Origin of the sequence: Bacillus sp. ms-22 (assembly GCF_009759805.1) — a bacterium.
GTDB classification, from domain to species: Bacteria; Bacillota; Bacilli; order Bacillales; family Bacillaceae; genus Bacillus; species Bacillus xiamenensis.
This window is the reverse complement of record NZ_CP046653.1, coordinates 286,772-310,593: the sequence shown is the minus strand read 5'-3', so window position 1 is coordinate 310,593 and position 23,822 is coordinate 286,772. Positions and strand designations below refer to the sequence as shown.

General features: G+C 41.7%; 18 protein-coding genes and 4 pseudogenes. 14 read left to right on the top strand and 8 right to left on the bottom strand.

Going from position 1 to position 23,822, the window contains the following annotated elements; translation table 11 throughout:
* Nucleotides 1-15 precede the first annotated feature (15 nt).
* Complete coding sequence (locus GPA07_RS01670) at nt 16-915, bottom strand: LysR family transcriptional regulator (RefSeq protein ID WP_008360731.1); 900 nt, start codon at nt 913-915, stop codon at nt 16-18.
* A 171-nt stretch (nt 916-1,086) separates the two neighbouring features.
* On the opposite strand from GPA07_RS01670, the pseudogene GPA07_RS01665 reads away from it, so the two are divergent.
* The 7 genes and pseudogenes from GPA07_RS01665 to GPA07_RS01635 all read left to right on the top strand — a co-directional run bounded on the left by GPA07_RS01665 (nt 1,087) and on the right by GPA07_RS01635 (nt 10,685).
* A pseudogene (locus GPA07_RS01665) lies at nt 1,087-2,083 on the top strand (LacI family DNA-binding transcriptional regulator).
* 172 nt (nt 2,084-2,255) lie between these two features.
* A pseudogene (locus tag GPA07_RS01660) lies at nt 2,256-3,522 on the top strand (extracellular solute-binding protein).
* A 145-nt stretch (nt 3,523-3,667) separates the two neighbouring features.
* Nucleotides 3,668-4,906, top strand: coding sequence for a carbohydrate ABC transporter permease (locus GPA07_RS01655; protein ID WP_034739720.1), 1,239 nt, complete (start codon nt 3,668-3,670; stop codon nt 4,904-4,906).
* A 1-nt stretch (nt 4,907) separates the two neighbouring features.
* Nucleotides 4,908-5,750: a sugar ABC transporter permease gene (locus GPA07_RS01650; RefSeq protein ID WP_008360738.1), complete on the top strand. Its 843-nt coding sequence runs from the start codon at nt 4,908-4,910 to the stop codon at nt 5,748-5,750.
* A gap of 11 nt (nt 5,751-5,761) precedes the next feature.
* Nucleotides 5,762-6,970, top strand: a complete 1,209-nt coding sequence (locus tag GPA07_RS01645; RefSeq protein WP_157291923.1) for a glycoside hydrolase family 53 protein — start codon at nt 5,762-5,764, stop codon at nt 6,968-6,970.
* A 23-nt stretch (nt 6,971-6,993) separates the two neighbouring features.
* Nucleotides 6,994-9,060, top strand: a complete 2,067-nt coding sequence (locus GPA07_RS01640) for a beta-galactosidase (protein ID WP_157291922.1) — start codon at nt 6,994-6,996, stop codon at nt 9,058-9,060.
* Nucleotides 9,061-9,356: 296 nt separating this feature from the next.
* Nucleotides 9,357-10,685 carry a CitMHS family transporter gene (locus tag GPA07_RS01635; protein ID WP_008360745.1) on the top strand — a complete coding sequence of 443 codons (1,329 nt, stop codon included), beginning with the start codon at nt 9,357-9,359 and terminating at the stop codon, nt 10,683-10,685.
* A 244-nt stretch (nt 10,686-10,929) separates the two neighbouring features.
* Here GPA07_RS01635 and GPA07_RS01630 read toward each other — a convergent pair whose 3' ends face one another.
* The 6 genes from GPA07_RS01630 to GPA07_RS01605 form a co-directional block, all read right to left on the bottom strand.
* Nucleotides 10,930-11,358, bottom strand: coding sequence for a DUF4064 domain-containing protein (locus GPA07_RS01630; RefSeq protein WP_008359908.1), 429 nt, complete (start codon nt 11,356-11,358; stop codon nt 10,930-10,932).
* Between the two features lie 24 nt (nt 11,359-11,382).
* Nucleotides 11,383-12,333 carry an ABC transporter permease gene (locus GPA07_RS01625; protein ID WP_008359910.1) on the bottom strand — a complete coding sequence of 317 codons (951 nt, stop codon included), beginning with the start codon at nt 12,331-12,333 and terminating at the stop codon, nt 11,383-11,385.
* Nucleotides 12,330-13,259: an ABC transporter ATP-binding protein gene (locus GPA07_RS01620; RefSeq protein ID WP_008359913.1), complete on the bottom strand. Its 930-nt coding sequence runs from the start codon at nt 13,257-13,259 to the stop codon at nt 12,330-12,332. Before GPA07_RS01620 ends, GPA07_RS01625 begins: the two co-directional genes overlap by 4 nt.
* Before the next feature lie 328 nt (nt 13,260-13,587).
* Nucleotides 13,588-13,926: a zinc ribbon domain-containing protein YjdM gene (locus GPA07_RS01615; protein ID WP_008359915.1), complete on the bottom strand. Its 339-nt coding sequence runs from the start codon at nt 13,924-13,926 to the stop codon at nt 13,588-13,590.
* A gap of 93 nt (nt 13,927-14,019) precedes the next feature.
* Nucleotides 14,020-15,159, bottom strand: coding sequence for a glycerate kinase (locus tag GPA07_RS01610; protein WP_157291921.1), 1,140 nt, complete (start codon nt 15,157-15,159; stop codon nt 14,020-14,022).
* The gene (locus tag GPA07_RS01605; protein ID WP_232532091.1) at nt 15,156-15,347 is read right to left on the bottom strand and encodes a sugar diacid recognition domain-containing protein; all 192 of its coding nucleotides are present in this window, start codon (nt 15,345-15,347) and stop codon (nt 15,156-15,158) included. The genes GPA07_RS01610 and GPA07_RS01605 overlap by 4 nt, the downstream gene beginning before the upstream one ends.
* Nucleotides 15,348-15,480: 133 nt before the next feature.
* Between GPA07_RS01605 and GPA07_RS01600 the strand changes: the two genes are divergently transcribed.
* The 7 genes and pseudogenes from GPA07_RS01600 to GPA07_RS01570 all read left to right on the top strand — a co-directional run.
* Nucleotides 15,481-16,131: a TetR/AcrR family transcriptional regulator gene (locus GPA07_RS01600; RefSeq protein WP_157293131.1), complete on the top strand. Its 651-nt coding sequence runs from the start codon at nt 15,481-15,483 to the stop codon at nt 16,129-16,131.
* A 69-nt stretch (nt 16,132-16,200) separates the two neighbouring features.
* Nucleotides 16,201-17,454 carry an MFS transporter gene (locus tag GPA07_RS01595; RefSeq protein ID WP_157291920.1) on the top strand — a complete coding sequence of 418 codons (1,254 nt, stop codon included), beginning with the start codon at nt 16,201-16,203 and terminating at the stop codon, nt 17,452-17,454.
* Nucleotides 17,451-19,778 carry an ABC transporter permease gene (locus GPA07_RS01590; RefSeq protein ID WP_157291919.1) on the top strand — a complete coding sequence of 776 codons (2,328 nt, stop codon included), beginning with the start codon at nt 17,451-17,453 and terminating at the stop codon, nt 19,776-19,778. Before GPA07_RS01595 ends, GPA07_RS01590 begins: the two co-directional genes overlap by 4 nt.
* 13 nt (nt 19,779-19,791) lie before the next feature.
* Nucleotides 19,792-20,553 (top strand): ABC transporter ATP-binding protein, encoded by a 762-nt coding sequence (locus GPA07_RS01585; RefSeq protein WP_008359929.1) that lies wholly within the window; start codon nt 19,792-19,794, stop codon nt 20,551-20,553.
* Between the two features lie 658 nt (nt 20,554-21,211).
* The gene (locus GPA07_RS01580) at nt 21,212-22,390 is read left to right on the top strand and encodes a Rap family tetratricopeptide repeat protein (RefSeq protein WP_008359933.1); all 1,179 of its coding nucleotides are present in this window, start codon (nt 21,212-21,214) and stop codon (nt 22,388-22,390) included.
* Nucleotides 22,391-22,685: 295 nt separating this feature from the next.
* Nucleotides 22,686-22,799: pseudogene (locus GPA07_RS18725) on the top strand (PadR family transcriptional regulator); the annotation flags it as partial.
* 62 nt (nt 22,800-22,861) lie between these two features.
* A pseudogene (locus GPA07_RS01570) lies at nt 22,862-23,077 on the top strand (monooxygenase family protein); the annotation flags it as partial.
* A gap of 11 nt (nt 23,078-23,088) precedes the next feature.
* Here the strand turns inward: GPA07_RS01570 and GPA07_RS01565 are convergent.
* On the bottom strand, nt 23,089-23,712 hold the full coding sequence (locus GPA07_RS01565) for an NUDIX hydrolase (RefSeq protein ID WP_071168313.1): 624 nt from the start codon (nt 23,710-23,712) through the stop codon (nt 23,089-23,091).
* Nucleotides 23,713-23,822 lie beyond the last annotated feature (110 nt).

Genomic DNA, 23,822 nt, shown 5'->3' with positions numbered 1-23,822 from the left:
AAAAAGACGTTTCTCCTATTGCGGAGAAGCGTCTTTTCTCTCTTTCCTTAACAATTCAACAAGCAATTCCTTATTTTTATTCCCGCCTGTCATCGGTGATTCGACATAGGAGAATTTCCGTTTAAAGTCCATTCCTCTCACAGAAATAACAGCCAGCTCCCCGCCAATACTGCCTCGCTGGAGCACATATTTTGATAAAATTGATAGCCCCATCCCGTGAATGACTGCTTCTTTAATCGCTTGGTTGCTGCTAAATGTCACAAAGGTCCTTGCTTTCAGTCCATTTGATTTCAGCACGTGCTGCAAGTATTCACCTGTACCTGACCCCTTTTCTCTCGTGATCCATGTTTCGTTTTGCAATTGATCAATTGTGACATCTTTTTTCTTAGCAAACGGATGATCTAATGGAGCAACGATGTAAAGTTCATCCTCTAGAAATGTCTCCACAGAGAGTTCTTTGTCATTGGTCTGACCTTCAATAAGACCGATATCGACATGGAACAAACGAACATGTCTGGCAATCGCCTCTGTATTATCAATCACCACCTCAATATCCACATGCGGATAGAGCTGGTGAAATTCCGCCAAAATTTGCGGCAGCACGTACTCCCCAATGGTAAAACTCGCTCCAATCGTCAGCTTCCCTCTTGCTAGATGATGATGCTCATAAATGTCCTGCTTCGCCTGTTCATATAAGCGAATGATTTGTTTTGATCGATGATAAAGCATATCCCCAGTTGGTGTAACGGTCAATTGCTTTGGCGAACGATTAAGCAGAACGGTCTGGAATTCCTGCTCCAAGTTCTTAATATGAAGACTGACACTCGGCTGAGAAATCCGTAGCTTCTGGGCTGCTTTCGTAAAGTTCTTCTCCTCCACAACGGTCACAAATGTCTTCAGTGCATCGTAATACATCTGTCCCTCTCCTATCAGAAATCTTAATCCAACATCTTCAATACATATATCTTACTAATTCCTCTCCAGCTCGTAAAGAACAGCCTAAACGAAAACAATTTAATAAAATATTTACTAATTTTTTTAAAAACTCTATACTGAGAGGAGATATTTTCTATAGGAGGTGCTGACTTGGCAGCAAAAATAAAAGACATTGCGGAAAAAGCTGGCTTATCCATTGCGACCGTGTCTCGTGTACTAAACCAAGATCCGAACCTTTCTGTTACGGATCAAACACGCGAGAAAGTATACGCCGCTGCGGAAGCTTTGTCCTATCAAAAAAAGACATTCAAGCATTCATTAAAAAAGATCGCCTTTCTCTATTGGATGACTGAAAAAGAAGAGCTTGAAGATATTTATTTTAAATCCATTCGTCTAGGCATTGAGGAACTCACCAAAACCAGAAGCTTACATGTTTCCGCTTACAATCCATCTGATGGTCTTCACTCCATTGATCCTTCTACAGAAGGCATCATTGCCATCGGTCGATTTAAAAAAGCAGAGCTTGACCAATTATACGCAATCACACATCACATCGTCTTTATTGATACATCACCAGATGAAGATCGCTTTGATTCTGTCAAACCAAACCTAAAACGAATTGTTGAAAAGATCATCGATTCTTTTATCGAAAAACAGCACACATCCATTGGGTTCATTGGCGGGACAGACCTTGATCTCAATACAAATAGGCGGATTCCAGATATCCGTGAAACAACCTTCCGTCAATACATGACAGCAAACAATAAACTGGATGAGCGGTTGGTCTATATCGGGCATCAATTCTCTGTAAATGAAGGCTATTCACTCATGATGAAGGCAATCGACGAGCTCGGCGATGACCTGCCCACTGCTTTTTGCGTCGCAAGTGATCCGCTTGCCATTGGCTGTTTACAAGCATTAAATGAACGTGGTTTTTCTTTACCAAATCGAGTGAGTGTATTTAGTATCAACGATATTCACGTTTCTCAATATGTCTCGCCACCGCTCACAACCTACCACAATCCATACCTCCTTGCTTTGCGAGACAGCGGTCGATTTACTTTTAGAAAGGCTTGTTGACGGCAGAACATTACCAAAAACCGTGCTCATTGCCTCAGAACCTGTCTTTCGAAAAAGCACCATATAAACAGCTGGAAGCCCTGCCGCATGTGGAGGGCTTCTTTACGCTTCACACGAGTAAAAAAGTTTACTTAATAAATTTAATAAAATATGTTTACTTTTTTTACTTAAGTTGATATTCTCACATTAAGAAAGCGTTTTCTTGTTATCTGTGAAAAAAGAACGAGAGGGGATTACCAATGAAAAAGGGAAAATGGGCGACATTATCGGCAGTCGTTGGAACTGCTGTGCTGCTGCTTTCAGCATGCGGGCCAGGAGACGACAATTCGAGCGGTACACAGCCGGCTTCTACAGGGACAAAGACCTTGCTAGTGTGGGAGGATGTCAAAAAATCTGATGGGATTCAAGACGCTGTAAAAGAATTTGAACAACAAAACGGCGTGAAAATCAAAGTGGTCGAAAAAGCGTATGCCGACCAAATTGAAGCGCTTCGTCTTGATGGAGCAGCGGGGAACTGGGCCAGATGTCATCACCATGCCTCACGATCAAATTGGATCAGCTGTCACGGAGGGGCTGCTGCAAGAAATCAAACCAGATCAAAAAGTGATTGATTCCTTCACAGACGAATCGATTCAATCACAAACAATGAACGGAAAGCTGTATGGTCTGCCAAAATCCGTCGAAACCACTGTCCTTTTCTATAACAAAGATCTTGTGAAAAAGGCACCAACTACACTCGACGGCTGGTATGATCTTTCAAAGAAACTGTCAAAGGACGGGAAATACGGTTTTGTGGCCAAATGGGATGAAATTTATTACGCACAAAGTGTATTAGGTGGATCAGGAGGCTATATTTTCAAACAGAAAAGCGACGGCTCTTATGATGTCAATGACATTGGTCTTAATAACGCTGGTGCCATCGAAGGCGGAAAATACATTCAGACATTCTTTAGAGAAGGACTATTCCCGAAAGGTATCATTGGTGAACAAGGAATCAACGTCCTCAACTCCTTATTCACAGAGAAAAAAGCAGCGGCTGTTATTTCTGGTCCGTGGTCATTCGGACCATATAAAGAAGCCGGCATTGACTATGGCGTGACCGAACTGCCCACACTCCCTAACGGAAAACATATGAGCTCATTCTTAGGTGTAAAGAGCTACAATGTCTCCTCTTATTCTAAAAATAAAGAACTCGCTGAAAAATTTGTTGAGTTTATCACGAACGAAAAAAATTCGAAAAAGCGCTTTGAAGTAACAGAAGAAATTCCACCAGTGAAAAAGCTGATGAAAGACCCAGTCATTACTGAAAATGCAAACGCGGATGCTGTTTCAAAACAAACGAAATATGCCACACTGACACCGAACAATCCAGAAATGGCAGAGGTGTGGAAACCGATTGACAGCGCATTAGGGCTGATTGCAACTGGTCGTACCGATGTGAAAAAGGCATTTGATGATGCGGTCAAACAAATCGACTCTCAAATGAAAGCGAATCACTCCAAATAAACATCAAGCGCGGGTAGCTGATCGTTTATCAAGCTGCCCGTATTTGATCTCATTTCATATGAAGTAGGTGTTAGACGTGACGGGTAACCTTGAACTAGACCGCACACACACAGTGGAATCAAAGACACACCGGAGACGGGCGTTAATGTTCTCCCTTATACCCGGAATGGGGCAGCTATACAACAAACAGTATGGCAAAGGGGCACTCTTTTTCCTGTTCGGCGTCTCTTTTCTCATTGTGTTTTATGATTTATTCAATATTGGCTTCTGGGGGCTGTTCACACTTGGTACGATGCTGCCTCGTGACAACTCTGTGTTCCTTTTAGCAAAGGGAATTATTGCGCTTTTAACAGCTGGATTTGGAATCGGCTTTTACGTACTTATGATGCGTGATGCATTTATGAACGGGAAGAAACGTGATCAAGGGGTTCCGCTTCATTCCATCCGTGCTCAATATCATCAGCTCATCGACCAAGGCTTTCCTTACTTAATGAGCACTCCTGCTTTCTTTTTACTTCTATTTTCCGTTGTCTTTCCTATCATGTTCAGCTTTGCGCTTGCCTTTACGAACTATGATTTATACCACTCGCCTCCTGCCAATCTCATTGATTGGGTAGGGATCAAGAACTTTCAAAATATCTTTTCAATCGATATTTGGCGAGACACCTTCATTGATGTACTTGGCTGGACCGTTGTATGGACATTGGCGGCTTCAACCCTTCAATGTGCCGTCGGCATCTTTCTAGCGGTTCTGCTCAATCAGAAGGATTTAAAAGGGAAACGCTTTTTTAGGACGATTTTGATTCTGCCTTGGGCTGTTCCGGGATTTGTGACCATTTTGGTGTTTGCAGGATTGTTCAACGACACGTTTGGTGCGATCAACAATACCCTTTTTGCATCAATTGGGATTGATCCTAAGCCTTGGCTGACAGATCCATTTTGGAGCAAAATGGCCCTTATTACGATGCAGACTTGGCTTGGATTTCCTTTTGTATTCATTATGACAACCGGTGTTTTGCAGGCCATTCCCGAAGATTTATACGAGGCGGCAACCATTGATGGGGCCAATTTCTTTCAGAGGTTCCGTTCCATTACATTACCGCTTGTCCTCTATTCCATTGCACCTATATTAATCACACAATATACGTTTAACTTTAACAACTTTAATATCATCTACTTATTTAATGGCGGGGGGCCTCCTGTTGCTGGATCAACAGCTGGGGGGACGGACATATTGGTTTCTTGGATTTATAAACTAACGATGCAGTCATCTCAATATGCGCTTGCTGCCGCTGTCACGATCTTACTTTCAATCTTCGTCATTGCCATTGCCCTTTGGCAGTTTAAGAGAACGAATTCATTCAAAGAAGAGGACATGATGTGATATGGGATCAAAACAGAATAAGCTCATCCGCCTGAGTATCACTTATTTTATCCTTTTCATTGCCTCCGCTTGTATTCTATATCCACTCCTTTGGACGATCGGTGCTTCCTTTAATCCTGGGAACAGTCTGATGAGCACCAGCATGTTTCCGAAGAACCCAACGTTCAGCCACTATACCGAGCTGTTCTTTGGTCAAGGGGCTCTTTATGCAAAATGGTATTGGAACTCAATGAAGATCAGTATTGCGACTATGCTCTTAACGCTGATTCTTGTCAGCTTTACAGGCTATGCCTTTTCTAGGTTCCGATTCAAAGGACGGAAAAATGGGTTGATGCTCTTTTTGCTGCTGCAGATGATTCCTCAATTTTCAGCGCTGATTGCCATTTTTGTATTGGCTCAAATGCTCGGACTGATTAACAGCCACCTCGCACTGATTTTAATTTATGCAGGTGGACAAATTCCGATGAATACGTATTTAATGAAAGGCTATCTTGATGCGATTCCAAAGGATCTCGATGAATCAGCCAGAATGGACGGCGCAGGGCATTTTCGGATTTTTATCCAAATTATTATGCCGCTCGCCAAGCCGATTTTAGCCGTTGTTGCCATTAACTCATTTACCGGGCCACTGGGTGACTTCATCATCTCCAGTGTCATTGTCCGCTCACCCGATATGTATACGCTCCCAATCGGTCTATACAATCTTGTATCAGACAAAATGGGTGCCAGCTACACGACTTTTGCAGCCGGGGCTTTACTGATTGCGATTCCAGTTGCTTTCTTGTTTCTTGTTTTACAAAAACAATTTGTATCCGGCCTCACACAAGGTGGGACAAAAGGATAAGGGGAGATTTGATGAAAAAATGGGTGCTCGTCACGGTTGTCGTTTTCTTTCTGATGGGGTTAGGGATTCTGCCTGAAGCAAAAGCCGATACGATTTCTGTGAAACCGATTAATGGACTGCAAGGTGATTTCATTAAAGGAGCCGATATCTCCATGCTGGCAGAAGTCGAGAAAAGTGGCGGCAGATACTTCGATCAGAACGGACAGCAGGTTGATCCGCTCAAGCTGTTAAAGGAAAAAGGCGTCAACTACGTGCGCATCAGACTCTGGAACCATCCATACGACAACCAAGGACGTGCCTATAACGGCGGAACGAATGATATCAATACAGCCATCGCTCTATCAAAACGCGCAAAAGCACAAAATATGAAAGTGCTGCTTGATTTTCACTATAGTGATTTCTGGACCGATCCCGGTAAACAGTTCAAACCGAAAGCTTGGACCAATCTCTCCCAAAGCGATTTAGAAAAAACTGTCGGCACTTACACAAGCGATGTGCTCAAAGCGATGAGAGCACAAAATGCCCTGCCAAATATGGTACAGGTCGGAAACGAATTGAACTCAGGCATGCTGTGGCCGAACGGAAAGAGCTGGGGTGAAGGCGGCGGCGAATTCGACCGGCTCGCTGCTTTACTAAAGGCTGGCACAAATGCTGTCCGCTCTGTCGACTCAAACATCAAGGTCATGCTTCACCTAGCACATGGAGGGGACAATGGCGCATCCCGCTGGTGGTTTGATGAAATCACCAAACGAGGTGTCTCATTCGATACGATCGGTTTATCTTACTATCCATATTGGGACGGCGGATTCAGCGGTCTTTCCACCAATATGAATGATATTAGCGCCCGCTATAACAAAGACGTTATCGTGGTAGAAACGGCTTACGGCTTTACGACAGCCAATGGTGACAACCTAGAAAACTCATTCAACCAAGATTCTGTCAATACTGCCGGTTATCCAGCATCACCGCAAGGGCAGGCATCTTTTATACGAGATCTAGCAGAAAAAATTTCACAAGTGAAAAACAATCGCGGAAAAGGGTTCTTTTATTGGGAGCCGCTTTGGATTCCGGCGAAAGGCGCTCCGTGGTCTAGTCAATACGGGCTCGCTTATATTCAAACAACCGGAACAGTCGGGAATGCTTGGGAAAATCAGGCCATGTTCGATTTCAACGGAAAAGCACTGCCTTCTCTTGATGTATTTAAACAAATGACACCGTAATTAAACTGATAGGACGTGACAAAATGGGAAAGCGTTACCCACTCGTTCACCCAAATGTAAAAGGCTTTTTGCATGGTGGCGACTATAATCCTGATCAATGGCTTCATATGCCGGAGATCATTGACGAAGATTTCCGATTAATGAAGCTGGCTCACTGCCAAACATTCTCCATCAATATTTTTGCATGGAGTAAGCTTGAGCCAAAAGAAGGCCAATATGACTTTGCATGGCTGGACGATATCATGGACCGCTTGGCAGCGCAGGGGGCTCACGCCATTCTCGCCACACCAAGCGGGGCAAGACCTGCTTGGCTCTCACAAACATATCCAGAAGTCTTACGCGTCGAAGCAAACCGCCAGCGTAACTTACACGGGCTTCGGCATAATCATTGCTTCACCTCACCGGTATATCGAGAAAAAACGAATACACTCAACCGTTTGCTTGCTGAACGCTACAAGGATCATCCAGCGCTGATCATGTGGCACATTTCAAATGAATACGGCGGTGAATGTCATTGTGATCTTTGCCAAGAGGCATTTAGGCACTATCTGAAAGACAAATACAACCATGACCTTGAAGCCTTGAACCAAGCATGGTGGACAGGATTTTGGAGCCATACCTTTACTGATTGGTCACAAATCGAGTCACCCGCACCGCATGGAGAGCACATGATTCACGGCATGAACCTAGATTGGAAGCGCTTTGTTACCGCACAAACGATCAATTTTTATCAAAATGAGATTGAGCCGCTACGAGAATTAACGCCACATGTCCCAGTGACCACCAACTTTATGGGCGACTATCCGCATATGCGTCCATTCCTTGGACTGGATTATCATCAATTTGCAAAAGAAGTTGATGTGATCTCATGGGATAGCTATCCTGCCTGGCATAGCGGCAGAGAAACCACTGCTGAATTAGCGTCAAACGTTGCCTTCGTACACGATCTATATCGGTCATTAAAGGATGGTCAGCCGTTTCTTGTGATGGAGAGCACGCCAAGCCTCGTGAACTGGCATGAAGTGAATAAGGTCAAACACAAAGGAATGGCACACCTTTCTGCTATGCAAGCGATCGCCCACGGGTCAGACTCGGTGATGTATTTCCAGTGGAGACAAGGTCGAGGCGCCTCTGAGAAATTCCACGGTGCAGTTGTTGATCATTCAGGGCACGAACAGACGCGTGTGTTTCAAGAAGTGGCTGAGCTAGGGAAACAGCTGGAGCAGCTCCAGCCGATTGCGGGCACATCCATTCAACCAGATGTTGCCATCATATATGATTGGGAAAACCACTGGGCAATTGATGATGCACAGGGCTTAAATAATACAAACAAGCGCTATGTGGAGGCTTGTCAAACTCACTATCGTAGTTTCTGGAAAAAGGGCATCCCTGTTGATATTGTCGGAATGGAAAAGGATTTCTCATCCTATCGAGTGCTTGTTGGCCCAATGCTCTACATGATCAAACCAGGCGTGGCAAAAAAGATAGAAGCGTTTGTCAAAGAAGGCGGCATTTTTGTCGCAACATACTGGAGCGGCATCGTCGACGAAAACGACCTCTGTTTCCTCGGCGGCTTCCCTGGTCCTCTCCGCCATGTACTTGGCATTTGGGCAGAGGAAATCAACACATTGATGCCAGATGAACACGTCATCATGACAACAGGAAATGGACGCACTTACCATGTCGGTCAATATTGCGAATCCATTCACCTAGAATCAGCCTCTGTGTTAGGGCATTTTGAGAATGGCTGCTATGAAGGACAGCCAGCCCTTACTGTCCGTCCATTTGGAGAGGGAAAAGCATACTATATGGCATCTGAAAATGAGCAAGCTTTTTATGATGAGTTTTACGAAGATCTCATCGCAGGAATGGACATCAAACCTGTCCTATCCTCGACGATTCCAGAGGGCGTCAGTGTACAGAAACGAACAGACGGGTCGCAGGAGTATGTGTTTATGATGAATTTTACAGAACAGCCGCAGAGCATTTCACTAGATTCAGCGGATAGCTATGAGAATATGCTGACTGGAAAGCATATACCTCAACAGCTTCAACTGAATCCTTACGAATACGTCATCTTGAAAAAATAGTGTCAAAGAAGCGTCCATGGATTGGATGCTTCTTGATTTTAGTAATTCTAAATACCTATATAAACTCACATAACAGTAGATAAGCGCTTGAATCGTTATTTTTTATCTAAATTTTTTGACATGTTGAACACCGCGCCACGATTGGCTTCACCATCCTTTTTTACCATTTTATAGGTATGAAAGCGGTTGCCTCATACTCGTATTTTTGATACCCTTTTTTTCAATGCAGATGTGGGACTGCATTGCGGGACAAAGAACAATCAAATGTAAACGGTTTATTGTAGGGGGAGGGGCTTATGTTAACGTTTGTTGGGTTGTTGATTATTTTAACGATTGTTGTATTGCTGATTTGGGGGAAAGCAAGTCCAATTGTCGCCATGGTCATGGTGCCTTTCATAGGGGCGCTCATTGCGGGATTTGGTATCAATGACATTCAAACCTTTTTTGAAGAAGGGATTATCAAAGTATTGCCAGTGGCGACCATGTTTATCTTCGCCATTTTATTTTTTGGCATTTTACAAGATACAGGGTTCTTTGAACCTGTAATTAAAGCATTAATTAAGCTGACAAAAGGAAATGTTGTCACGGTTGCGATGGGAACAGCTTTGATTGGGGTGATCGCACACTTAGACGGAGCAGGGGCTACGACCTTTTTATTAACTGTACCTGCACTGCTTCCGCTTTATAAAAAATTACATATGAGTCCTTACTTACTGCTGTTATTAATCGGGACGAGTGCCGGATTAACCAATATGATTCCGTGGGCCGGACCCACAGGACGGGCAGCGAGTGTCTTGAATATGGACCCATCTGAACTCTGGGTACCACTCATTCCCATTCAGCTCATTGGAGTCGTACTCGTGTTGGGAATGGCGTTCATCTTAGGAAAAAGAGAAGAAAAGAGAATTCGGGTGAAAATTGCTGCAAACGAAGTAGCTGCTGTTCAACTAGAAGGGTCCGATTGGGATCGTGCCATTCAGTCTATTAGCGAAACAGGAGACGCCTCTTTAAAGCGTTATCACTTAATCTGGGTAAACCTCATTCTGTTTTTAGCTGTTGTTGTCCTTCTTGTGCTTAACGTGATACCTGCTAGTTATATGTTTATGATTGGTCTTTCACTAGCACTTCTGATTAACTTTCCGAATGTGAATTTACAGATGGAGCGAATTAAGGCACATGCGCCAAGTGCGCTCATGATGGCGGCTGTTATTTTCTCTGCAGGTTCTTTTTTAGGGATTCTCGAAGGAACGGGAATGCTCAAAGCCATTGCAGTTGACAGCATTCACATTTTGCCGGCTTTCCTGCTGCCATTTTTACATATCATTGTCGGAATGCTTGGGGTGCCGCTTGATATGCTGACTAGTACAGACGCCTATTATTATGCACTGCTTCCAATTGTCGAGTCGATTACATCTGAGGTGGGCGTACCAGGGACATCTGCGGCATATGCCATGATGATTGGAAATATCATTGGGACCTTTGTCAGTCCTCTTGCGCCTGCTGTATGGCTCGCTGTCGGTCTTGCAGGGGTCGATATGGGGAAGCATATCCGCTACTCTTTCTTCTGGATGTGGGGATTCAGTATTATCCTCCTGTTCATTGCAATGGGAATTGGCATCATTTAAAAAAGAAAGACATGCGCATATGGCGCATGTCTCAGCGTGTAGACAAACCCTCGCATTCTTTGTCAGTCCTGCGTGCCGGTGCTCACGAATGCCAAATTCGCTCCGCTCCGGTACTCGTCCTTCCTAGACTGCAAAGGTTTTCAGATCACGCTGAAAAGAAGACAAAGGGCTAAAATCAAGATCATTTTAGCCCTTTGTCAACAATCTAAGACATGCGCATATGGCGCATGTCTTTTTCTTTTATTTATGAAGGATATTCGCTTGTGTAAGCATCTGCTTTCGGCTTTCTAATGAGGGACATCAATCCAATCACAATCAACAAGATCATTGGAACGAATGCAAGACCGACTGTTCCAATTAAAAGAGTGACTGCAGAAACCAAGAAAAGAATACCAGAGATCACGGCACGGCGGTCTGTTTTCAAGAAAATCACACCGACAAGCGTTAACACAGCCGCAATGGCGGAAACCACCATGAACTGGATACCAAAAGCATTCACCCCAGCCTCAAGTGTTTCAATTGGCAATGTTTCGCCTTCCTCTTGTAACACTTCATTGATTTGATTATAAAACGACTGATCCATAGAGAGCATCAATGCCCCGAAACCAATACCAATGACATTGAGGACAATACTAATAATCCCCATAATTTTTTCACCTTTACGCTTAATCATATAGTAACCTCCTAAAAAGTTAAATTAACCTGTTTTTACTTCTCGCTTTTGGAAAACAATGAAGGCGATCGCCAAGAAGATAGCCCAATAGATGACTAGGACTGTTAATGAGAATCCTAGGGACATACCTTCTATAAGAGTCACTTGTTCCATAAAGTATTGAGATGGATCATTTGCAAATAACAAGTATTTCGCCCAATCAAAGAAGAACATTAAAATACTTGTAATCGTTCCACCTACAACATAAGCTAACACACTAATCGCAATGGATATAGCTTCACTTCTAAATACGGTTGAAATGGCAAAGGAAAGTGTCCCCAAAACGACAAACATTGCACAATGGGCAAGATAATAAAAGAGCATATTTGCAAACTGTGAACGTTCAATCACTTCACCATTTTGATATACCAGATTCACATAATCAGTGTTGAGTCCAAAGAAGATGGCACCCAATATGAATGACAAGATAAACAGCACCACAACAAGTAACAGAGAATACAGCTGTACTGTAATATATTTAGATAGCAGGATCTTGATCCTTGATGGTGGACGAATGAGTAATAACTTAATTGTACCCTGCTTATATTCTGCAGATACAATGGTAGAAGCAATAATAATCACAAACACACCGACAAGCTGAAGTAAATTGGCGTTTGTTTTCACATAATCCCAAGCATTGTCGCTAAACTGTTGAGCTGGCGGTAAATTATGCTTCAGGCGATACTCATTAATAGCTATCTCTTTTTCAAGGTTTCTTTTAAAGAAACCATTTTCCATTTCTTTAAGTTCTTTCTTGTCTTCATCATTGATCATTCGCAGTTGCTGTTTCCAATCACCTGATGCTTGATCTTCGTCATTTGTCTTAACTGCAAAAATCAATGTCGCAATCATACCTAACACAAGAAGCCCAACCATAATCCAAGTACCAACACGATAACTGATTTTCATCCACTCGTTTTGAATGAGGCGAATCATACGTCTGCCTCCTTTTTACCTGTTAAGCTTAAGAACTTATCTTCTAAGGTTTGTTTTTCTATTTTGATTTCGTACAAATGAATCGAAGCCTCGCTCAAATGACGAATCAATTGCGGCATGTTCTCTTCTGGCATGGAGAAGAATAAGTACTGCTCCTCTTCTCTAACTGTGATACCTTCCTCAAATGCTTCAATGAGCTTTTGCGCTTCTTCAAGCTCGCTTGATGCTACTTTCATTCGATAATTGACCAAATCATCCTGCTTCGTCTCCGTACGCTGATCCTCAATCGCAATCAGCTTTCCTTTTTGGATAATAGCAAAACGATCACACATCAATTCCATCTCTGACATGAGGTGACTTGAAACAATGACAGCAAGGCCTTCTTCCTTTGCCAGCCTTCTCAAGTAATCTCGTATCATTCGAATTCCCTCTGGATCTAGTCCATTCGTCGGCTCATCTAAAATCAGCAGTTTCGGTTTATGTATCAATGCCTGTGCAATGCCCAAACGCTGCTTCATTCCTAATGAAAACGTACGGACACGCTTATGTTTCACATGCTGCAAACTGACTAGCTCTAGCAGCTCATCAATTCGACCTTCATCCACTTTTCCATTCATTCTGGCAAAATGAACAAGGTTCTGCCTTGCCGTTAAATGATTATACATTTCTGGGTTTTCAATAATCGCACCGACATCTTGGATCGCATGCTGATATGAGGTTTGAATACTATGACCATTAATCAGAATGTCACCAGATGTAATGGGAGAAAGACCGACCATCATGCGAATGGTTGTCGTTTTTCCTGCGCCATTCGGCCCTAAAAAGCCAAAGACTTCGCCCGCTTGAACAGAGAAGCTCAAATCTTGAACAATCTTTTTCCCGCGAATATGCCTAGATACATTATGCAGTTCTAAAACGTTCGTCACGTTACCTCTCCTTCTTTGTCAAATTATCATCTATCATCTATTTCCTGATAAACACCATGATCCGTCAAAAATAGAAGAACACTTCCATATGGTACAGCAATGCCCAAAAGTTGTGAAGGGGATTAGACGAAATTTAGAGAATCATCTGCTTTTTTTAAGGTGAGGTTAAGAAAACTGTGAATTTTTATGTGAAAAGAGGCTTGATTTTTTTAAAAAATAATTATGTTCAACAGGTACATATGTATGGAATTCTGATTAAGATTATTCCTTTCACCTATAAATAATGAAATGAAAAAGAGGCTGTAGATCATCAGCCTCTTTTCATTCATTATATCTTTTTCACAAACTCCGATTTCAACTTCATCGCGCCAAAGCTAGGAATTTTACAATCAATGTTATGATCGCCTTCCACTAAACGAATGCCTTTGACCTTCGTCCCTATTTTTAAGACCGAAGAAGAACCTTTGACTTTTAAATCTTTAATCACAGTGACCGTGTCACCATCACTTAATAAATTCCCATTCGCATCTTTGACAACAAGCTGCTCCTCTGCCACTTGTTCTTGTTCTAGCGACCATTCATGCGCACATTCGGGACAAATAAGCATGGTGCCATCCTCGTATGTATAGGGTGAACTGCACGAAGGACAATTCGGTAGATTAGACATTTGTGTTTCCTCCAACTTTCTTTTTCATTTATAACAATTTTACCACATTTCTATAGAAAGGAATGTGATAGAAAAGGAAACATTTTTCATCATTTACTTCTCTCTTCCAAATGTCATCACAGCCGCAATATTCCTCGCTGTTCTCTCTACATAAACACTAGCATTCTGCATGGCTTCAGCAAGAGTGGTGACGCCCGGAACAATACTAAAAAGCGCATCAATGCCATGATCATGTACAACTGCACTGTCTTTTGAAAGGGAGCCAGCGATGCCAATCACCGGGAGTCCATATTGTTTCGCAGCGTTGGCTACACCGATCGGCGTTTTGCCGTAAATGGTCTGCCGATCAATCCGGCCTTCTCCTGTAATCACTAGATCTGCGTCCTTTAATACGTCATCAAAGTGAACGGCCTTCAGTACAATATCGATTCCCTTTTGCAGATCGGCCTGTAAAAAGCCTAATAAACTCGCACCAAGTCCTCCTGCCGCTCCTGCACCTGCTGCATCGCCAAAGTGGACATGAAGCTGCTGTTTAGCCACTTGTGCAAAATGAGATAAATTCTTGTCCAACACTTGAATCATTTCTGTATCTGCTCCCTTTTGAGGACCGAATACCGCAGACGCTCCTCTTTCACCCGTTAAAGGATTATCTACATCACACGCTACTTCCAGACGGACCGATTGCAATCTTGGGTCGAGTCGAGACAGATCAATAGAAGCTAATTGATTCAGTGATCCACCGCCCGGCGTGAGCTCTTGACCTGCTTTATCGAGAAAAGAAGCGCCTAACCCTTGCATCATGCCAACGCCGCCATCATTTGTTGCGCTTCCGCCAAGCCCAATGATTAAATGCTTCGCCCCTTTATCCAGCGCCGCAAGCATTAATTCTCCTGTCCCTCTAGACGTCGTGAATAATGGATTCCTTTTTTCTGGCGGGACAAGGTGTAATCCTGATGCTGCTGCCATTTCTATAACTGCGGTCTGTCCATCTCCCAGCATGCCAAAAAAGGCATCGACAGGTTGACCAAGCGGACCTGTGACCACTTGCTGGACAATGTACCCGTCAGTCGCATCAACCAACGATTGAACCGTACCTTCGCCTCCATCTGCCATAGGAATTTTCATATATTCTGCATGTGGCAAAATAGATCGAAACCCTCGTTCAATGGCACATGCTGTCTCATAGGCAGTTAAACTTTCTTTAAATGAATCTGGTGCGATCACAATTTTCATCCAAACACCCCTCGTTTCTCATTATATTTCTGTCCAATCCTTTTTCGTTTACCAGAACCAATCATGACACCATCTGAATTCATGACATTGATGTTTTGATGTAAAATATGCATCATACGTTCAACCATCACTTGAGCCAATTCATTGGTCAAAATGTCACACAGCACCTCCCCTGAAGGTGTTTTCATTCAATGTATCATAGTGTCATTGCACAATACATGCAAAGCCCTCAAAAAACAGCCGTTGACAAATGGGGGCTGAAAAGTGTTTAATCAAAGCAAGGGACCGACCGACAGTCTAGTCAAAAGAAAGGATGGCTTTATGAGAACCGTTAAACATCCTGAAGAACGCAAAAATGACATCTTAAACGCAGCAGAGGTGCTTTTTTCAATCAAGGGCTATCAGCAAACAACAATTATTGACATCCTGAAAGCCGTTGGGATTGCAAAAGGCACATTCTATTATTACTTTACCTCCAAAGAAGAGGTGATGGATGCGATTATCGACAGGATCATCAAAGCAGATATCATTGTGGCAAAGCGCATTGCAACTGATCCAAACCTGCCAGTGATTGATAAACTATTTCGTATCATCATGGCGCAATCTCCTAAGCAGGGCAGTCATAAAGAGGGCATGATCGAACAATTTCATCAACCTGCTAATGCTGAAATGCATCAAAAAAGCTTAATCAAAGCCATTAAAGAGCTATCACCCGTTTTGGCAGATGTCATTCAACAAGGTGTAAAAGAAGGAATATTTCAAACGGAGTATCCGCAAGAGACGGTCGAATTTCTCCTTGCTTCTGCACAGGTCATCTTTGATGAAGGTCTTTTCCAATGGACCGCAGAAGAAAGTACACAACGAGCTCTAGCGTTTATCTCGATCCTTGAATCCTCATTACATGCAGAAAAAGGAAGCTTCTCCTTCCTCCTCCAGCGTTTAACTGGAGAGCTGGAAGACAATAATCAGTGATTGGTCACTTCAATACCAATCCTGCATACATTATAGACTGACGGTCGGTCTAAAAGGAGAGTGATTTTCATGTCGTTGTCAGCCAAAAAAGGTTCCACCCACTTCATCTACCTCGTTCTCGGACAGATTATTTCCGTTTTTGGGTCTTCCTTGATTCGGTTTGTTCTATCTTTACATGTGCTGGATATGACACACCGTGTTGATTTATATGCCCTACTTTTCGCTTTATCCAATATCCCGCTCCTCCTTTCGCCATTAGCAGGAGCCATTGCTGATCGGTTTAACAGAAGAAATTTGATGATCTTATTTGATGTTCTTACTGGCATTATGATTCTGGCTTTTTATTTCTGGTTATTCTCAGGAAATGATTCATTATATATCATTGGAGCCGTCATGATTCTTCTTGGGGTCATGAGTACGTTCTATGCTCCTGCTGTAATGTCCAGCATTCCTCAGCTAGTGAAAGAAGAAAGATTAGAACAAGCGAATGGCATTGTTAATGGGGTGCAGGCACTTTCAGGTGTTGTCGCTCCTATCATTGGCGGCGTTTTATACGGACTCATTGGGAGTCAGGCCATTATCGGCGTTAGCAGCATCGTATTTTTTCTATCAGCATGTTTGCTTTTACGTTTAAATATCTCGTTCTCACCTAGCCCTCTCACAGAGCCGATGACCAAAGTGCTCGTGAAAGATATAAAACAAGGATTTTCCTATATCGGCAGCCAGTCATTTTTAAAAAGAGCCATGCTGCTTGCAGCGCTGCTAAATTTCATCCTCACACCATTTTTTATCGTTGGTGGCCCAATTATTTTAAGGGTCACAATGAAAAGCAGTGACATCATGTATGGAATAGGAATGGGCTTAATTGAGTTTGCCGTCATCGCAGGTGCCTTGCTAGTTGGGCTTGTAGCGAAGCATTGGCGTATTCCTACTTTATATCGCTGGCTGCTTATCATTGCCGTCATCTTACTGCCTGTCGCTTTCTCAACATCCAAGATGGCTCTTCAATTTGGTACATGGCCAGCCTATTTTCTCTTTTTAGCAGGATGTCTTCCAATTGCCATGCTGCTCACAATGATTTCGATCGTTGTCATCTCACATGTACAAAAGAAAACACCAAATGCTCAATTAGGAAAAGTCATGGCCAATCTGACAATGGTCTCTCAATGTGCCGCTCCGCTCGGTCAAATGATGTATGGGTTCTTGTTCAACAATTTTTCAGCCAACATGTATGTGACCGTGTTAATAGTCAGTACCTTGATGTTTGCACTTGCCTTTTTGACAAAAAATATGCTTCAACATGAAGGAGAATCAGCCTCATGAGAATGACGTTTATCAAGAAAGACTTAACCCGCCACCGTCTCATTTCAGTCGGCTTAACCATTTGCATCATGATGACATCATTTTTAGCAACAAGCGCTGCGCAAATGTCGGCACAGCTGAATGGTTCCATTTCAGATTTACTCCAATCAGCCAAAGCACCAGATTTTGTCCAAATGCACGATGGCAGCTTAGATGAACAAGCTGTCGACACATTTTCAAGTAAACAGTCCATGGTAAAGGCACATCAAATTGTTCCAATGATTCCGGTCGAACACGTCAGCATCAAGTTCGGGCAGACGCCTGCTCAAGCAGGTGTGATGGATCATTTATTTGTAAAGCAAAATCGCTTTTTTGATTTTCTTTTAAATGAACAAAATGAAAAGCTAACGGTCAATAAAGGAGAAGTAGCAGTCCCTATTTATTTTCAACAAAAATACCATTTAAAGATTGGCCAAAGATTACTCATTACAAAAGGATCTCATCAATTCTCTTTTCAAATCAAAGCGTTCTTACGAGATGCCCAAATGAATCCAAGTCTTGTCAGCTCAAAGAGATTTCTTCTGCATGATTCGGATTGGGCGGCACTGAATCAAGTGTTTCAAAAGAAGGAGTACTTGATTGAATTTTTACTGCATGATGCTGCGCAAGCAGATGCTTTTCAATCACTCTATCAATCATCTGAGCTGCCACAACAGGGACCAGCTGTCACATTACCCCTGCTTCGCATGCTGAATGCTCTGACAGATGGTATGGTGATCGCCATTCTCCTTCTTGTTTGCTTTCTGCTTATTAGCATTTCCCTCCTCTCTCTCCGTCTGGCTATGACTGCCGCTATAGAAGAGGATGAACGTGAAATTGGGATCTTAAAAGTACTAGGCATCCCTTTATCAAAAATCAAACAATTATACGTTGGGAAGTATGCTGTGCTTGCCTGTATAGGGTGTATAGCAGGATATTTGTTCACGCTGATATTTGGTGATTTGTTTACGGCCAATATTCAGCGGTATATGGGGAAACATCCATCTTTTACTCATCAGTTGATTCCGCTTTTCGTGTCTATTTTGACGGCAATAATCGTCATCTCATTCAGCTATGCTGTCCTAAGAAAGTTTGGCCGAATATCAGCAGCTCAGGCACTTCAAGGTGGCATTTCTTCACCAAGTCATAAAAAACTAATCCCTATGCATCTCAATAGAAACATGTTCCTCCCTGTCAACCTTTGGTTTGGTTTGAAAGATCTGTTCTCGCGAATGAAAATGTATTCAACGATTATCTGTATCATCGCACTTTGTACATTTTTAATGCTGATGCCGATTCAGTTATGGCATACATTGCAATCACCGGATTTCATCACATATCTTGGCTCTGGAAAAAGTGATCTTCGAATCGATATACGGCAAGGAAATGATTTAGAGAAAAATACAAATAAAATCGAGTCTATGATTCGCGAAGATTTAGATATTCGCACATCTGCTGTATATGAAACAACTTCTCTACAGTCCAAAACAATGGAGAATACATTAGAAACGCTCTATTTAGAGTCAGGTGACCTGTCTGCTTTCCCTCTCACCTATTTACAAGGAAGGGAACCGTTGAAGGAGGAAGAAATTGCTTTATCGGTGTTGAGTGCTGACTCACTTCAGAAAAAGATAGGAGAAAAAGTCACTCTCTCTACAAATGGACAGCAAGTTCAAAGATTAGTCACCGGCATTTATCAAGATGTCACCAACGGAGGGAAAACAGCTAAAGCATTATCTCAGCCTTTTCCTCAAGCATCCCTTTGGAAAACCATTCAAATACAACTAAAACAAGGAAAAAATATCGCAGAAAAAAAAGCAGCATTTGCAGCAAATATGTCTCCTGCAAAAGTAACAGATATGAAAGAATATGTTCATCAAACAATAGGAAGCACAGCATCTCTAGTAAAGGTGATTGCATTATACTCAACAATCGCAGCTTTTGGAACAGCCAGCCTAATGTTCATGATGTTTCTGCACATGTTAAGGGCAAAAGACTTAAATCGTAATCTCATGTTAAGAACGATTGGTTTTTCTAAAAAGGATTTAACATATCAATACTTAACAAGTTTTATCGTCGTTCTTTCTTTTGGCGCCTTCATTGGAACAATCACTGTTCACACCATTGGTCCGGCGTTGATGAGTGTAGGCGGAGCATCATTAGGAGCATCAAGCCTTCATTGGTTAGCCCCGCAATGGGTATCGGTCGTGTATCCGCTATGGCTGTTTATTGTGAATTTAGCTGTAATCTCGTGGTTATTGAAGTCCTTTTTTTCTAGTAAAATGAGCCGTCATACACTTTCATAAGGAGATGTTTCACATGGAACAATTAATTGAAACGAAGCAATTGTCTTTGCAAATTGATTCATTAAAAGGACAAAAACAGACTATTCTTAGAAATATTCACTTATCGATTAAACCCGGAGAATTTGTCACCATTATGGGACCTTCAGGGTGCGGAAAAACCTCTTTGCTTTATCAACTTAGCGGTATAGAGACAGCCTCAACAGGAGAGATCAAATATAAAGATCAACTGCTATCAGAAATGACAGACAAACAGTTAACAGCTTTGCGCTTAACAGAGATGGGGTTCGTCTTTCAACACAGCCATTTACTAAAAAACCTCAATCTATTTGATAACATTATTGCTGCAGCTTACTTAGCGAAAAAAAAGCCGAGAAAAGAAGTAAATGAACGAGCTAAATATCTAATGGAGAAACTTGATATTGATCATTTAGCTGATAGATATTTATCAGAAGTATCAGGAGGTCAACTCCAAAGAGCCTCTATCTGTCGAGCTCTTATGAATGAACCAAACATTCTTTTTGCCGATGAACCAACAGGTGCTCTTAATTCAAGTACCACAAAGGAAGTCATGGATATTTTTTCTCAAATCCATTCTGAAGGAACAACTCTGCTGCTTGTCACACATGATCCAAAAGTCGCCCTTTGCTCTGAGAGAATTCTGTTTATGAATGACGGTGAAATTTCATCCCATTTAAATTTAGGAAAATACGATCGCTTCAACGCTGAGAAACGAGAGGCCGTGTTAAACAAGTGGTTACAAAATTTAGGGTTTTAATTGGTGTAAAACAGGCAACTTTCTGCCTGTTTTATTTTTCCTTACACTCAAACGAGTAATCCAGGGACAAACTATTTGTTTCTAGTATGATTTTGCCGTCTGCTTGTTGACAAGATTCTGTCAGCAACTCAATTTCTTTGCTATAAAAGTATCTCTTTGAGATATAAAGAGTCACTAAAACAAGTAAAAGCGTCGTAATCACAACTGTCATTTTCCAGTTTAATATTTGAAACCTTTTTTTCATTTCAACATCCTTTCTGAAAGGCTAGCATTTGTATTGGTTATTCACCTTTCTCATCAATTACCAGTTTCTTTTCCAAAATGATCTAGCAACATCATAACTGATTTTCCCTTCTAGATCGACCTTTCATTGTTCTTCTCCCATAGTTAAAATAGCTTTATTTCGTATATACAGATGGTATTTTCGAACATAAACATAAAAACAATTGTAACTTCCACGTTTTTAGACTCTCAAAAAAAGATTTTAGTCATTTGTACAAACAATCAATCACCATTACAATATCGTATATCTCATGACATAAGGTCCTTTTTATTACCTCCTGTCAATCACCTCCCAGAAACGATTATATTTTACCAAAAATTGTGATATCGTTTTTTATTGAAACAGGCGAAAGGATATTAAAGAGGTGAAATTTGAATGACGATCATTTCAGCTGAACAGGTGGGGAACCGTTTAAATGATTGGCGAATTGCCATTCGTAAGCATGATGTACACAATGCAAAGACAATCTACACAGAATTAAAGGAATTACTTCAAGAAATGGAAGAAAATCAGGAGGTCTTGACTTACTATTCATTACTGGAAGGCAAGTTTAAGCTCATGTTATATGAACGAAGGGGTAAAAAACTGAATGAACAGACAGAGCTAGAATGTCCTTCTAAAACAAACGACTTAATTGAATACTATTTTTACCTATACAAAGCCCTTTACGCTTCATATAACAGAGACTATGCATCAGCCATCGGACTATTTAAAATTGCCGAGAAAAAACTACAAAGCATTCCTGATGAAATAGAAGTAGCCGAATTCCATACGAAGGTTGCAAACCTATATATGCTGCTTCGACAAAGCCTGATTTCACTTCACTATATTCAGAATGCTATTGATATTTTCAAAGGTCATGATGGCTATGAAAGAAGACTGGCAGCAGCTTTTGTGATCGCCGCCACCAACTTCATGGATATTGGCGATTTCAAAAGAGCTGAGAACTACTACACAAAAGCATTACACATCTCAAATCGATTAAACGATCATTTTCTAACATCACAGCTTTATCATAATATCAGTATTCTATATGCCGAAGCTGGAGAATCAAAAAAATGTATTGATGCCCTAGAAAAGGCTCTTAGTGATGATGACTACCTTTCATCTTGTTATTTCCAACACTCCATGTTTATGTTACTAAAAGAGCTACTCTCCATCGATGAAAGGTCGCAAGCTCTCTATTATTTTGAATTGGTCAAACAAAAACAAGAAATGGAGAAAAACCCCATCTACACAGCAAAAATGAATTTTCTCTATCACCTATATTTCACTGAAGACATATCCCAAAAAGCTCAAACCTGTTTCGATGACATCAGCATTCTAAAAGAATTGAAGGATGTTGAAAGTGCCCGTGAATTGAGTGCATTAGCTGCCAAACACTTTGAAGATCTGGGTTCCATTCAACAGGCATATCTCTTTTTAAAGGACGCCTATCACATGGAACAAACCACACTCGAATGGAGGAATGATGATGAAAAAAATGAGTTTACTCATTTTCGCTTTAGTCATCGTTGTTGTCGGACAAACGGTGTCTTACAATTCGTTACATGATACAAATCCTGGTCCAACAGAGCGACCTATCGGAACATAAACCGATACAACCCAAAAAACCACTTGCCTCATCACAAGGCAAGTGGTCCATATTTATTTTAGTTCTTGATAAGAAATGAGGCGGTGAATATGTACCGCAAGATACGTAAGTTCATCTTATCATTCATCAAAAATTCATAAAAAACCAGATAAGTTGATTCACTCATCTGCTTTAAGATCACCTATTTTTTCTTTTCTTCTACCTTCTTTTTAAATGCTTTAGCTTGTTTTTTATATTCCTCTTTCGTGACAGCTAATAGCGCTTTTACAGGATTATGAGAGGCAGCTCCGTATCCGTTATGAGACATACGTTTCAATTGAACAAAACATTCAAGAGCTGTATCCAGATGAAGCTGATGCGAAGTATTGGCTGTTTACGTTAGATTATGGAAAAAGAGTGGCCCAAGCTGGAATTGATTGGTGCGTGGAAAGGAGAAGCATTTGGCTGCTTGGAAAGGATTTAACCAAAGAGCACGAAATAATGATGCAGTTGGAATTTATCATGAAACGTATCAAATTCAAGCCGGCTCATATGAATCTATCTACGTGAACATTCCTTCATATGGATTGAGCCAAGCTAGAACCACCATCCCAATTGGAAAAGGGAAAGAAACCGCAAAAGAGCGTCTTTATACAAGAAATTCCTAGAGCTGAGTTCTCTAGGAATTTCTTTTTGCAACAGTCACAAAATGCTTTAATATACGGGCTGTTAATCCCCAAATGGTATAGCGCTCATAATCATAAAACCACTCCTCAATCAAGCGACTGCCCCAGCTGTATTTTTCACCATTCATGATTTTTTCATAAGGGAAGTCCTCGCCTGGTGTTGGCTGAACCGATACATGGTGTAAGTACGGCTCATATTGGCAGAGCCATGATAGAGGCACAGTAAAGGTCTCCTCCACTTCCTCTTGATTATAGGAATGTTTGACCTGTTGTTCATCAATGATCCCGACATATGGATACACCACGAAGGATGGAGAGGCAATATAAGGACTGAGCTGTCCAAGCATGTTGACTGACTCGGGCGGAATGCCTAGTTCTTCATAGGTTTCTCGCAGTGCAGCTTCTTGTGCGGTTTCGCCGCCGTCAAGTTTGCCTCCTGGAAAGCTAATATCGCCAGGCTGTTTTCTCATCGTCAATGATCGCACTTCAAATAAAACGTGCCATTCCCCGTTTACTTGCACCAAAGGGACAAGGACTGCCGCTTTGAACGCTGTCTCTTCTCCGATAAATAGCGGCTGTGATTGATGTAAGTCATTTTTTAATTGATCAATGAACATGGGCATCACCTGTTTTCGTTTCTCTTTTCAATAGCGTATCATTGATTCCCTTTTGAATAAAGGCGATCTTTCTGACAATTATTTTTATCATTTTGACAACTATACTTGTC

What these genes read in the sequence shown, in the direction of transcription:
- GPA07_RS01670 (WP_008360731.1), bottom strand. Translation starts at nt 915, where the DNA reads ATGTATTACGATGCACTGAAGACATTTGTGACCGTTGTGGAGGAGAAG.
- GPA07_RS01655 (WP_034739720.1), top strand. Translation starts at nt 3,668, where the DNA reads ATGTTCTCCCTTATACCCGGAATGGGGCAGCTATACAACAAACAGTAT.
- GPA07_RS01650 (WP_008360738.1), top strand. Translation starts at nt 4,908, where the DNA reads ATGGGATCAAAACAGAATAAGCTCATCCGCCTGAGTATCACTTATTTT.
- GPA07_RS01645 (WP_157291923.1), top strand. Translation starts at nt 5,762, where the DNA reads ATGAAAAAATGGGTGCTCGTCACGGTTGTCGTTTTCTTTCTGATGGGG.
- GPA07_RS01640 (WP_157291922.1), top strand. Translation starts at nt 6,994, where the DNA reads ATGGGAAAGCGTTACCCACTCGTTCACCCAAATGTAAAAGGCTTTTTG.
- GPA07_RS01635 (WP_008360745.1), top strand. Translation starts at nt 9,357, where the DNA reads ATGTTAACGTTTGTTGGGTTGTTGATTATTTTAACGATTGTTGTATTG.
- GPA07_RS01630 (WP_008359908.1), bottom strand. Translation starts at nt 11,358, where the DNA reads ATGATTAAGCGTAAAGGTGAAAAAATTATGGGGATTATTAGTATTGTC.
- GPA07_RS01625 (WP_008359910.1), bottom strand. Translation starts at nt 12,333, where the DNA reads ATGATTCGCCTCATTCAAAACGAGTGGATGAAAATCAGTTATCGTGTT.
- GPA07_RS01615 (WP_008359915.1), bottom strand. Translation starts at nt 13,926, where the DNA reads ATGTCTAATCTACCGAATTGTCCTTCGTGCAGTTCACCCTATACATAC.
- GPA07_RS01610 (WP_157291921.1), bottom strand. Translation starts at nt 15,159, where the DNA reads ATGAAAATTGTGATCGCACCAGATTCATTTAAAGAAAGTTTAACTGCC.
- GPA07_RS01605 (WP_232532091.1), bottom strand. Translation starts at nt 15,347, where the DNA reads ATGAAAACACCTTCAGGGGAGGTGCTGTGTGACATTTTGACCAATGAA.
- GPA07_RS01600 (WP_157293131.1), top strand. Translation starts at nt 15,481, where the DNA reads ATGAGAACCGTTAAACATCCTGAAGAACGCAAAAATGACATCTTAAAC.
- GPA07_RS01595 (WP_157291920.1), top strand. Translation starts at nt 16,201, where the DNA reads ATGTCGTTGTCAGCCAAAAAAGGTTCCACCCACTTCATCTACCTCGTT.
- GPA07_RS01590 (WP_157291919.1), top strand. Translation starts at nt 17,451, where the DNA reads ATGAGAATGACGTTTATCAAGAAAGACTTAACCCGCCACCGTCTCATT.
- GPA07_RS01585 (WP_008359929.1), top strand. Translation starts at nt 19,792, where the DNA reads ATGGAACAATTAATTGAAACGAAGCAATTGTCTTTGCAAATTGATTCA.
- GPA07_RS01580 (WP_008359933.1), top strand. Translation starts at nt 21,212, where the DNA reads ATGACGATCATTTCAGCTGAACAGGTGGGGAACCGTTTAAATGATTGG.
- GPA07_RS01565 (WP_071168313.1), bottom strand. Translation starts at nt 23,712, where the DNA reads ATGTTCATTGATCAATTAAAAAATGACTTACATCAATCACAGCCGCTA.